Raw genomic sequence first — 11,914 nt, 5'->3', positions numbered from 1 at the left:
GTCAGAAGTCGTGGCGCATCGAGACTTTGAACTGTCGCCCGTCGCTCGGGTAGATGCCGGCCTTACAGCCGAACGCATTGCTGAAGTAGCGGCGGTCGGCGAGGTTCAGGCCGGACAGCGCGAACTCCCACGCACCGAACGTGCGCGCGTAGCGGGCATCGAAGGTCGTATACGACGGGATGCGGGCATCGCAGCCGTTGGTGAAATCGCTGCCGTAGCGCTGGCTGTCGACCCACTGCGCGCCGACGTCGGCCGTCTGGCCGTCACCGGGCAGCCAGGCCAGGCGCGCCGTCACCACGTTCTTCGGCACCAGCACCATTTCGCGGCCGGCGTTCGGGCCTTCGGTGAACCTGGCCTTCACATGCTGCAGGTGGGCGCTAGCGCGCAGGTTGCCAGCCAGTGCAGCCTGGCCGTCGAGTTCAAAGCCTTCGCGCCGGGTCGGGTCGAGATTGGTATTGGCGCCCCAGCCGCCATTTTGCGTCGGGTCGAAGAAGATCTCGTTGCGCAGGTTGTGGCGGAACACACGCGCGGTCAGCTGGCGTCCAGCGTCGCCCAACCGGGCGCCGAGCTCGATGTCGTGCGAGGTCTGCGGCGCCAACAGTCCGCTGCTGGCCCGGTAGCTGTTTTCGTCGACGTTCGCGACGCGGAAACTCTGCCCTGCTTTCGCGAACAGATTCAGCTGCGGCAGCACGCCGTAGCTGCCCTCCACTTCCCACGCGTTCAGGCCCTGCGTGCCGCGTTCCGGCGCCGGGTCGAAGGCGAGCGGGTCGGCGTAGTCCTTGTCGAACAGTTCGCGGCGCACGCCGAGCGCCACACGGCCGTCGCGCTCTTTGTTAAAGCGCAGCTCGTCGCGCAGGTACAGCGCCTTCGCGTCCTGGTGCGCGTTGGCACGCGAAAACTCGGAATCGGTCTTGCGCTGCCAGCGGGTCCAGTCCACACCGGCCACCAGTTCGTTGGGCATGCCGCCGATCTCGCTCAACTGGCGCAGGCGCGGCGAGAACTGCGTCTGGCGGCTGGCGTAGGCGATCCGGGTGGTGCCGAAGTCGGACACGTAGGTTGCCTTCACATCGCGCTTAACATGCGACAGCTCGGTGGCCAGCTCGAAGCCGCCGACGCGGTACTCGGCGAAAGCGCCGATGCGGTCGCGGTCCAGAGAGCCGAAGTCGTTCGGCGACGTCGTCCGGCGCGGATTGGCCTGGAACTGCTCCAGCGACAGCGAGCCCGGAAAGCGCGCATCCTGGCGCGCGGACTCCAGCCGCAGGCCGGCGCGCCCGCCGTCGTACGCCACCTGGGCGCCGCCCGAGAAGCTGGTCTGCGTGAAGTCGTTGTTGGCGCGGTAGTTGTCGGTTTGCTGTTTCTGGACCGCGGCGTCCAGCGATACGTTGCCCACGCGGTGCGTGAGCGAGCCGCGCGCGTCGCGCTGGTTGAACTGCCCTGCTTCGGCGAACATCGAGCCGTGGGTCCCGGCCTGGCCGGCACGGCGGGTGAAGATCTGGATCACGCCGCCGGTGGCGCCTTCGCCGAACAGCACGCTGCTGCCGCCGCGGTTGATCTCGATGCGCTCGACGCTGTCGATCGGGATCGTCGCCAGGATCGTGCTGGCCAGTTCGTTTTCGTTCAGGCGCACGCCGTCGACCATGATCACCATGTTCTGGGCGCTGTTGGAACCGAACCCGCGCAGGTCAAGCGCAAAGTCGGGCGAGCCGTCCAGGCTCTGGCGGCCGTAGACGCCGCCGACCTTGCGGATCGCCTGGTCGACGTCGTTGATGCCGGCGCGGCGAATGTCGGCTGCGGTGATGACGGTGGCGCCGATCGGGGCCTGGCCCGCATCGGTGGGGAAGCGCGAACCGGTGATGACCACCATCGGGCTGGCCTGGTCCTGGGCAAAGGCGCCGGCGGCGATGAACGAAAGGGAAACGGCACAGGCCAGCGCGAGCGGTTTGACGACCGGCGCGCTGCGCGTAAGAACAGCAGAGCTCATTTGAATTTTTTCTTTGAAAAGTGTCCCCGGCGTGCGTCCCCGCAAACCGGATTCCACGGAAGACGCAGCACGCGCTTCCACCTGTCCTGGCCGGTATCCGGGCTCGCAAGTCAGACCGCCTCGCCTTCCTATGCACAGCACAGTGGCGTTCGAGGCGGCCAGTCGCCACAGGGCGACGCTTGTTTACCGTTGCGGGGGCAGCACACGTTGGCAGCCTTGCTGGATAAGGCGGCTTCGTGTTTCCCGTTTAACTGCACGCGCAGAGCACGCGTGCGGGCACCAGAACGGCGCGATTATAAACCTAACAAAGACCACGCATTTGGCTTCTCGCTGAACTTGCTATTTTATTATTGATCTGCGTATAGTGTAGTGAGGTGTTAATTCCAATCTGCAATCGCCGGAGGCATGCATGGGATTTTCGATCAGGTGGGCAATCGTCGGCGCAGCGGCGATCATGGCACTGCTCATGGCGGGGGCCGCATTGAACGCCGAGCCGCCGCCCGGCTCCGCCGCCGTGCCACCCAGCCTGGACGGGATTGCACTGGCACTGCCCGGGGCCGCGGCGGTGACGGTGCCCAGCGCGCCGGACGCTTGGGGCGGAGCGCGCACCGGCATTGAACCGACGCTGTCGGATCGCGTGGTCGATTACAGGATCGCGGCCACGCTCGATCCGGTGCGTCACACCGTCACGGGCAGGCAGCAGCTCACCTGGCGCAACCGCAGCAAGGTGGCGGTGCGCAGTATCTACCTGCACCTGTACATGAACGCTTTCGAGAGCGGTGACAGCACCTTCTTTACCGAGATGCGGTTGCGCGCGACCGGGTTTCGTTCCGGCGGCTTGGGGGTCCGGGAGGGAGAATGGGGCCACATCGCGCTCAAGAGCGTGACGCAGGGCGGCAGCCGCGTGCCATGGTGGTTTGTCCATCCCGACAACGGCCCGGCCCTTGACCACACGGTGGTGCGTTTCGATCTGCCGCAGGCGGTGGCGCCGGGCGCGTCGACCACGATCGATACCGATTTCGTGACCCAGTTGCCGCGCGTGGTGGCACGCGCCGGCTACTTCGGCAGCTTCCATCTGGTCGGCCAGTGGTTCCCGAAGATCGGCGTGCTGGAACTGCCCGGCGAGCGCGGCGCCACCGCCCCGCGCTGGAACGTGCACGAGTATCATCTTAACTCAGAGTTCTACGCGGACTTTGGCAACTATGACGTCAGGCTCACGGTCCCGAAGGGCTACACGGTGGGCGCCACCGGCGAGCTGCAAGGTGCGCCGGTGGAGAAGGACGGGATGGTGACCCACCACTACGTGCAGGGCGACGTGCACGATTTCGCCTGGACCGCGGACAACCGCAGCGCGCCGCCGCTGGAGGATACGTGGACCGGGCCGGGCAGCCCACTGGTTGCAATCAGGGTGATCTACCCGCCCGAATACGCGGCCAGCGCCGCGCCGACCATGAAGGCGGCCAAGGACTCGCTGGCCTACTTTTCGAAGACGCTCGGGCCCTACCCCTACCGCACGCTGACAGTCGTGATCCCGCCATTGAACGCGTCGGAAGCGAGCGGCATGGAGTACCCGACCTTCTTCACCGCCGACGGCTTCGGCGAAGTGCGGCCCGGCACACTGTCGCAGTACATGCTCGACATCACGACGATTCACGAATTCGGGCACGGCTACTTCTACGGGATCCTGGCGTCCAACGAATTCGAGGAGCCGATGCTTGACGAAGGCGTGAACCAATATTGGGAAGGGCGCCTGCTGCGCGAACGCGGACAACTCATTTACGCCACTTCGTCCAAACTGGCGGCGATCGGCGTGGCGCCAAGGCTCACGGACTTCGAGTTGAGCCGCATGGCCGCGCCGCGCGATGCGCCGGCCGATGCGCCTGGCCAGAACGCGTATGACCGCCTGCAGGGAATCGGGCCGATCTATATGCGCACCGCGACGGTGCTGCACGACCTGGAAGCGCGCATCGGCAAGGATGCGTTTGAAGCCGCTTTCAAGGAATACTACCGGCGCTGGAAGTTCCGCCATCCGAGCGTGGCCGACCTGCGCGAGGCGCTGGCCCAGGCGAGCGGCCAGCGCGCGACAGTCGAGGACTTCTTCGCGCGGCAGATGTACCGGGCCGAGAAGGTCGACGACCGTGTGGCCGAGATCACCAGCGTGGAAGAGCTGCCGCAGCCGGGCACCGGCGAGGCTGGCGGCAAATGGATCGAACAGGGCGGCAAGGCACTCGACGAGCGGATCGATGCACAGCGCAAGCAGTGGAAAAAGGCGCATCCGGACGCGAAGCCGGGCATGGGGCCGTTCCCGTTCCGTACAACTGTCACCCTGCGCCGCTCCGGCGCGCCGGTGCCGCAGACGCTGGTCGTCAAGTTCGCCGACGGCAGCAGCGAAACGGTGCGCTGGGACATGGACGAGAAATGGCACCGCTTCAGCTGGGTCAGGCCGGCCAGGGCGGTGTCGGCCGAACTGGACCCGCAGCGCATCCATTACCTCGACGTCAGCAAGCTTGACGACAGCCGCACCCTGGCAGCGGACCACCGCCCGGCGCTGCGCTGGACGAGCGACTATGCCGCGCTGTTCCAACTGATCCTTTCATTGATTGCGACCGTATGATGAGCTCCCATTCCCCTACTTCGGCGGCAGCCGCGCCCGATCGCGCTCAACGGGTGCGCCTGCGCTCCGGCGTGGCTGCGCGCGCGGCGCGCCGCGTCCTGCAATGGCGCCTGCTGGCGCTGTGGGCCGGCGCACTGCTGCTGCCCACGCTGGTCGCGGCGCTGCCGGTATGGCACCTGCTGAACCTGAACCTGAGCCACAATGTGCACGCACAGGCGCTGGCGCGGCAACTGGACGGCGTCGCGCTCGGCGACCTCATCGTAGCGCTGTCGGGCACCCCCGGCATCGCCACGGGCAGTGTGAGCGCCCTCATCCTCACGCTGCTGCTCTCGCCGCTGTTGACCGGCGCGACGATCACGGCGGCGCGCGCGCCGCAGGCGCCAACGTTGCCGAAGCTGGTGGCCGGGGCCGTGCTGGAGTATGGCAGGCTGCTGCGCATGCTGGTATGGGCGCTGGTTCCGCTTGCGCTTGCGGGCGCGCTTGGCGGCATCGCGCTCGCTGCGGGCGGACGGTATGGCGAACGAGCGATCCTGCCCGCCGATGCGCAGCGGGCGGCGTTGTTGGCCACATTTGGCGCGGGGCTGCTGATGCTGCTGGCGCACGCGACCCTGGACGCGGGCCGTGCAATGCTCGCCATTGACCGCCGCCGCAAGTCGGCCGTGGCCGCGTGGTGGAACGGTCTCGCGCTGCTGCGCGCGCAGCCGCTCGCAGCATTCGGCGCTTATGTCGCGATCACGGTGGCCGGGCTGGTGCTGGCGGCGTTGGCGGCCGTGGCGCGCATCAACGTGCCTGCGCTGGGCATCGGCGGCGTGCCAGCGGCATTCGTGCTCACCCAACTGGCGGTGGTCGCGATCGCGTGGATGCGCAGTGCGCGCCTGGTCGCGCTGATGGAGCTGGCCAGCGCGCGGCAAGCACACGCGCCGGGTTGAGCGCGGCCAGCAGGAACAGGCGCTATCGGCTACCATGACACGATTGATGCTGAACCAAGGAGAACTGTCATGTCCGAGCGCCTGCCCACCTATTTTGTCTCTCACGGAGGCGGCCCCTGGCCCTGGATGAAGGACAGTGTCGGACCAGCCTATGACAAGCTAGAAGCGTCGCTGGTCGACATCAAGCGCCAGATCGGCGTGCGTCCGCGGGCCGTGCTGTGCGTGACCGGGCACTGGGAGACGCGCGATTTCCTGGTCTCGTCAAGCGCTGCACCCGGGATGATCTATGACTACGGCGGGTTCCCGCCGCATACCTACCAGATCCAGTATCCGGCGCCGGGCGACCCGGCTCTGGCCGCGCGCGTGGCCGAGCTGCTGGGTGCGGCCGGGATGACGGCCGGGACCGATCCGCAGCGCGGGCTCGACCACGGCACCTTCTCGATGCTGTATCCGATTTATCCGGAGGCCGACATGCCCGTGGTGCAGATGTCGATCCGGCACGACCTGGACCCGGCGGTGCACATGGCGGCCGGGCGTGCGCTGGCGTCGCTGCGCGAGGAAGGGGTGCTGATCGTGGGTAGCGGACTGTCGTACCACAACCTGCGCCAGTTCGGGCCGGGCGGACGGGTGGCATCGCAGCAGTTCGACGCCTGGCTGCAGCACGTGCTGCTGGACCTGCCGCCGGCCGAGCGCAAGGACGCGCTGCTGAACTGGAGTGCGGCGCCGTCGGCACGGGTGGCGCATCCGCACGAAGATCACCTGTTGCCGTTGATGGTGGCGCTGGGCGCGGCGGAATATGAACCGGGCGCGATGGTGTATCACGAGGATGACTTCTTCGGCAATCTGGCGGTGTCGAGCTTCAGGTTTGGACGGGCGGCGGGCTGATTCTGCTTGGGTGCACAGAGGGTTCCTCTCGTAGGGTCCTGTGCGCACGCGGACGCTTGCACAGTGTTGGCTTCGTGCAAAATACGCCATTCGCAACTCCGTGCAGCCTACGACACTCGCGATCTTGTGGGGTACGCGAACGTTTGCTCTGTTTTGGCTCCGCACCGCGTGCGCACAGGTGCGCACCCTACGCCACACTCACGTCCCGGCTTGCTGCGCGCGTGTCCGGCATCTCCAGCGTCCAGCAGGCGCGGGCAACGGTGCCACGCGTTCGTTAAATCACCTTCTGTTTGAACTCGAGGTACAGCCCGCGCGGGCAGCGCTCCATGCGTTCGGTGAATCACGTTCTGTTTGAACGCGTGGGCGGGGGACCCGCCCACCCTACCCTTCGGGGGTACGCGAACGTTTGCTCTGTTTTGGCTCCGTACCGCGTGCGCACAGGTCCTCGGCGGCCCCGCGTCCCCTACGCCTTCTCACGTGCCGCGCTTGCCGCGCGCAGCGTCGGCGGCGCGCTGCGCCGCTTTTTCTTCGGCAATGCGCTCCTTTTCCGCCACCTCCGCCATGTGCTGTTCCATGCGCGCCGCGCGCGTGTCCGGCGTCTCGAGGCTGATCCGGCCCAGCGCGCCGGTGCGGTAGTCGTGCAGCAGCACGTGCGCCGCTTTCTCGTAGTCGAAATCGCCGCCCCTGATCCGGAAGCCGCGCCGCGCCGCCACGTTCTCGATCACCGCAATGCCGTCCAGTCCCTCGGTCTTGAAGCCGTAGCGCGCACTCAACAATTGCGGGTAGCGCTCAAGCAGGATCTCGGCCAGGAACGCCGCCACCTCCTCCTCGACCAGCGCGTTGGTGCCGACCGCGTGGCTGGCGGCGAGCATCATGCCGTCGCTGGCCATCTCGATCTTTGGCCACAGCATGCCCGGGGTGTCGACCAGCACGATGTGCTTGCCCAGGTAGAGCTTTTGCTGGGTCTTGGTCACGGCCGGCTCGTCGCCGACCTTGGCCACGCGCTTTTTTAGCAGCGCGTTCATCAGGGTCGACTTGCCGACGTTGGGTATGCCCATGATCATGATGCGCAGCGGCTTGGTCGGCACCCCGCGGTGCGGCGCGAGCGCCTGGCACATCTCGGGAATGCGCACGACATCGCCAGGCTTCTTGGTCGTCATCGGGTAGGCGACCACGCCCGGCTGGGCGTCGTAGAACGCTTTCCAGGCGGCGGTGGCGGCCGGGTCGGCCAGGTCGGTCTTGTTGAGCACTTTCAGGCAGGGCCGGTTGCGGAAGGTGCGCAGCTCCTCGACCATCGGGTTGCGGCTCGCTTCCGGAATGCGCGCGTCCAGGACCTCGATCACCAGATCGGTGTTCTCCATCTGCTCCGCCGCTTCCCTGCGGGCGGCGTTCATGTGGCCCGGGAACCATTGAATCGACATGCTGTGCTCTCAAAATCTGGATCAAACCGCTATTTTACGCTGCCGTCCCGCGCGGCCGAGCGCACTGCCCAAAAAGTTTCTTCGGATGAAATCCTTGATCTAGCGCAAACCCGCGCCCTGCTTGGCGATGCAAACTGGAAATACCCGCCCGCCATGGGCGCCAGCCAAGGAGGGAGCCATGGACCTGCTCAAGCACATCGAAGTGGCGCTGCTGCTCAGTTTCGGTCTGCTGTGCGCGGCCGCCTGCCTGCTGCAGCCGCCGGCGCGGATCATCCGCGACAACGCGGCGCCAGCCGAGCGCGACGCGGTGGCGAACGGCCCGCCGATGCCGGTGGTGGTCATCACCGGCAAGCGGCTCACGGCAGCGGAGAAGCGCGCACTGGCGGGCGAACGCGCCGGTTAGGCGACTCGTTGAAATAATGCGGCGACGAGCAGAGTGAAACCGCGTCACGAAGGCGCGCCAGGCCCCGGCCTGGCTGTGCCTTGTTGCTGGTCTCAGCTTGATTTCGCCGCATTTCTTCGTCAACGCACCGGCAAATCAGGATGCTAGCGCGCCAGCTTCTGGATATCCTGCAGCATCATGCCGGTGATGCCGCCCCAGTTCCCCTTGATGTAATGCGAATACCGCTCGTGGTCGTCGCGAAACGCCACCGAGTGGTTGGCCCACTTGGGCCAGCCGCCCTCGTTGGCCGCCGCCCCCATGCTCAGGACCCGGCAGAACCAGTCGCCGGGATTGCAGTAGGAGCCCCCGGCGCTGCCCGCCACCGCACCCGAGCTGTGGTAGGCCACCACCTCGTCATCCTGCCCCGGCAGCAGCCACGAATACAGCGTGCCATTGGAGCCGGCGTACATGTAGAACCAGACGTTGTAGGTCGCGTTGTGGTTGTACATGGCACGCGCGGTCGACACCTTGTGTTCGTGCACCAGCGGCTCGCCCGTGGTCCAGCGGCCGGCATCGGCCAGTTCGCTGCCGCCGGCCGAACCGCCGGCCGAGCGCACCCACTTGATGTTCCACCCGGTCTGCGGCGGGGCGCCCGCCACGTCGCCGCACGTGCCGTCGGCGTTGGCGACCGCGTTCTTCACGCTGCGCGCCGAGCCGCCGTAGTTGGCCAGCGTGTAGCCGACGATCATGTCGCCGGCGCTGTGGGTGGCGATGTAGCACCAGTTCTCGCCGGTGCAAAAACAGTCGAGGGCGTCGCGGATGTGGCGGCTCTGGGTGCCGATGCTGTTGTAGCCGTCCCAGTTGACGGCCTTCTTGTTGACGCCGGCATCAACCGTGGCCGGGCCCCAGTAGCGGAAATCGTCGTAATGGCCTATCGCGGCCGGGTTGTTGCGGCCGTTGATCCAAAGGGTGTAATTGGTGGCATGCGCCAGGCATGACAAAGCGAGCAGACCCGGCAGGCTAAGCGCACGCATGACGCGTACGAAACGTCTCATTCGGACTCTCCTTGGCAGTGGGACTGAGGGGAAAAAAGCCCGCCGGCCGGCGCAATATCCAATCTAGCTGGAGCACCGCCGACGCGTCAATCGCGCGCGCGGCGGCGTGGCGCGGACCCCACCGCTTGGTGCGGCGAGACGAAGGAAAGCGACAAGCTAGCGGACCGAAGGGCGCGCTCCGCATTCGCTGGGTGGCAAGGGCGCGTCCGGATCGAACTCGCGCAGCGCAGCGCTCGCCAGCCGCAGGTCCTTGTTGAACTCGGTCAGGTGGCGCGACCGTTCTTCGCTTTGCCACTCCGCATCCGAAAAGCGGGTCAGCGGGTAGCTCTTGCTGGTGGCTACTTGCCCCTCGAGGCGCGGCAGCATCGCCCGGTCCGGATCGGCGTTTTCCTTGAGCAGATAGCCGTCCACGTCGCGCAGAAGGAGCGGCAGCGCCGCTTCCTGGTCGCGCATCAGCTTGCCGAACACGGTCAGCCGCACGTCGTTCGGGCCCGGCCCCAGCAGGTCGTTGAAGGTGGCCAGCGCAAACGGCTTGCCGTGCGCATCGTCGACGCGGCCGTTGACGATGTAGCGTCCCGCCTGGCGCACGTCGAGCTTCAGGTAGAACACCAGTGAGCCGTTCTCGACTGCGTCGCGCACCGGCCCGATCCAGGTGGCCGGCAGTTCGGGGGAATAGATCACGTCGAACAGTACCAGACCGTCGCTCCCGCCCACGTTGTAGCGCACCTCGGTGCGGATGGTGCCGTGAAAGCCGGACAGGCCGGTCTGGGCGGGCGTGAGCACCGCGGCAAAGGCGCCGTCGTTCGGCACCGGATCGGCGCCGGTGCCGTCGTCCACAAAAGAAACCGGCACCTGCGGCGCGGGCCGGTTACTGCCGTAGGTGATGCCCTGCGCGAGCGCGCGCTTGACCACCAGCGGCAGCACGTTGCCGGTGGCGTCGACCGCGCGCAGCGAGAACGCGACCGATTCGCCGGCCGCCATGTACACCCGCGACTGCGAAGTCTGCAGCAGGATCTTGGGATCGGTGCCGCCGCCCTGCTTGCGCATCGGGTTCATCTCGTCGACCGGCTTATTCGGATAGACCTGGTCCGGGTTCTGCGCCATCGGCCGCGAGAGCGCCGGGTACTTGGTGCTTTCACGATAACTGCACAGTGTGTGGTCCGCCAGCTGGTAATTTTCGACCAGCACCTGCCGCCGGCGTGCGCGATCGTCCGGCAGCGGCAGGCCCGGAACAGCTGCGACCGGACCGAAGAACGGCCGGCCCGGTCCCGGCGCCACGGCGGCCGCCTGCACGGCGGGAGACGGCGCGTCGCCTCCACGCGCGCCGAACCAGGCGGCGATCGCCACCACCAGCCCCAGCGCGAGCGCCGGCCAGTAACGGCGCAGCCAGCCGCGCGCCGGTTTGCCGTCCGGTTCAGGTCTAGAGGGCACTGTTCACCATCGCACTTCGCACCACCGATACGATGCCGGCCCAGTTCCCGTTGGTGTAATGGTTGTAGGCTTCGGCATCGTCCCGGAACGATACCGAGTGGTAGCTCCACTTGAGCGAGCCGCCTTCGTTGGGCGCGGTGCCCAGCGTCAGGTCATTGCAGAACCAGTCGGCCGGGTTGCAGTAAGCCCCGCCGGCGCTGCCCGAGACCCCGCCGGTGCTGTGATAGGCCACCGCCTCGTCGTCCTGGCCGGGCAGGATGCCCGAGTACAGCGTGCCCTTGGCGCCTGCATACATGTAGAACCAGATGCCGTAGGTCTGGTTGTGGTTGTACATGGCGCGTGCGGTCTGGGTCTTCAGGTCGTTGTCGATCGCATTGCCGGTGGCCCAGGCGCCGCCATCGGCCAGTTCCGAACCGCCGCCCGCGCCCGACGCAGCGCGCACCCACTTGATGTTCCAGCCGGTCTGCGAGGTGCCGTCGGCATTGCCGCACACGCCCGAGGAATTTGGCGACGCGTCCTTCTTCACGCGTGCCGAGCCGCCGTAGTTGGCCAGCGTGTAGCCGAGGATCAGGTCGCCCGCGCTGTGGGTCGCGATGTAGCACCAGTTGGCGCCGGTGCAGAAGCAGTCGAGCGCATCGCGGATGCGGCCACTTTGCGAGGCGATGCTGCTGTAGCCGTCCCAGTTGACCGCCTTCTTGTTGACGCCCGCCGCGGTCGACGCCGGGCCCCAGTAGGTGAAGCTGTTGTAGTCGCCGACCGTGCCGCCGCCGGTGCGGCCGTTGATCCAGAGCGTGTAGTTGGTGGCGGCGGCCAGGCTTGAAGCGACGAGCAGGCACAGCGCCAACAGGATGCGCATGAATCTCACTTTTTCCTCCTTATTGTTGTGCGTGAGAGCCGGTCAATGCCGGATGCATCGAAGGGAAAGCGTGAAACGGCCGCGCTAGCGGTTCAGTTCAATGTAGGCCGCGCGCGAAGGCGTGTCAATTGCGGGCATGAGGGTACGCGGCAGGTGTGGCGAAAACGGTAAACGCTGGAGGACGGAGGCGTATGCAAACCCCCGTAGGGTGCGCACCTGTGCGCACGCGGTTCGCGAACGTCGCGCAGAGAAGCGGCAGCCGCAAGTCGGCATGCGATGACCGCGTGCGCACGGGGTGCGCACCCTACGAGGGTGTGAATAAATGCCGGCGCCCGGTACAATTCGTGTTGTCGAATTTCT

At 66.8% G+C, this 11,914-nt stretch carries 9 protein-coding genes and 1 riboswitch; of the genes, 4 read left to right on the top strand and 5 right to left on the bottom strand.

Annotated features, from left to right (window positions below):
* Position 1: 1 nt before the first annotated feature.
* Positions 2–1,981, bottom strand: a complete 1,980-nt coding sequence (locus tag E4O92_RS24265) for a TonB-dependent receptor family protein (RefSeq protein WP_135192210.1) — start codon at positions 1,979–1,981, stop codon at positions 2–4.
* A 71-nt stretch (positions 1,982–2,052) separates the two neighbouring features.
* Positions 2,053–2,280, bottom strand: a riboswitch (cobalamin riboswitch).
* A 110-nt stretch (positions 2,281–2,390) separates the two neighbouring features.
* Between E4O92_RS24265 and E4O92_RS24260 the strand changes: the two genes are divergently transcribed.
* The 3 genes from E4O92_RS24260 to E4O92_RS24250 all read left to right on the top strand — a co-directional run bounded on the left by E4O92_RS24260 (position 2,391) and on the right by E4O92_RS24250 (position 6,409).
* Positions 2,391–4,595: a M1 family metallopeptidase gene (locus E4O92_RS24260; RefSeq protein WP_206076938.1), complete on the top strand. Its 2,205-nt coding sequence runs from the start codon at positions 2,391–2,393 to the stop codon at positions 4,593–4,595.
* Positions 4,592–5,524, top strand: a complete 933-nt coding sequence (locus E4O92_RS24255; protein WP_135192209.1) for a hypothetical protein — start codon at positions 4,592–4,594, stop codon at positions 5,522–5,524. The genes E4O92_RS24260 and E4O92_RS24255 overlap by 4 nt, the downstream gene beginning before the upstream one ends.
* 69 nt (positions 5,525–5,593) lie before the next feature.
* Positions 5,594–6,409, top strand: coding sequence for a DODA-type extradiol aromatic ring-opening family dioxygenase (locus E4O92_RS24250; RefSeq protein WP_135192208.1), 816 nt, complete (start codon positions 5,594–5,596; stop codon positions 6,407–6,409).
* 473 nt (positions 6,410–6,882) lie between these two features.
* Here E4O92_RS24250 and ylqF read toward each other — a convergent pair whose 3' ends face one another.
* Entirely contained in the window at positions 6,883–7,830 is a 948-nt protein-coding gene (ylqF, locus tag E4O92_RS24245) for a ribosome biogenesis GTPase YlqF (protein ID WP_135192207.1), read from the bottom strand.
* A 178-nt stretch (positions 7,831–8,008) separates the two neighbouring features.
* On the opposite strand from ylqF, the gene E4O92_RS24240 reads away from it, so the two are divergent.
* Positions 8,009–8,233: a hypothetical protein gene (locus tag E4O92_RS24240; protein WP_135192206.1), complete on the top strand. Its 225-nt coding sequence runs from the start codon at positions 8,009–8,011 to the stop codon at positions 8,231–8,233.
* A gap of 143 nt (positions 8,234–8,376) precedes the next feature.
* Here the strand turns inward: E4O92_RS24240 and E4O92_RS24235 are convergent, their stop codons facing one another.
* The 3 genes from E4O92_RS24235 to E4O92_RS24225 form a co-directional block, all read right to left on the bottom strand.
* A complete protein-coding gene (locus tag E4O92_RS24235; RefSeq protein WP_206076937.1) occupies positions 8,377–9,267 on the bottom strand; it encodes a hypothetical protein in 891 nt (296 codons plus the stop codon).
* 156 nt (positions 9,268–9,423) lie between these two features.
* Complete coding sequence (locus tag E4O92_RS24230; RefSeq protein ID WP_135192205.1) at positions 9,424–10,698, bottom strand: choice-of-anchor X domain-containing protein; 1,275 nt, start codon at positions 10,696–10,698, stop codon at positions 9,424–9,426.
* Positions 10,688–11,554, bottom strand: coding sequence for a hypothetical protein (locus E4O92_RS24225; protein ID WP_135192255.1), 867 nt, complete (start codon positions 11,552–11,554; stop codon positions 10,688–10,690). The genes E4O92_RS24230 and E4O92_RS24225 overlap by 11 nt, the downstream gene beginning before the upstream one ends.
* Between the last annotated feature and the right edge of the window lie 360 nt (positions 11,555–11,914).

This window comes from Massilia horti (assembly GCF_004614195.1).
GTDB classification, from domain to species: Bacteria; Pseudomonadota; Gammaproteobacteria; order Burkholderiales; family Burkholderiaceae_D; genus Telluria; species Telluria horti.
This window is presented reverse-complemented; position numbering and strand designations above follow the sequence as displayed.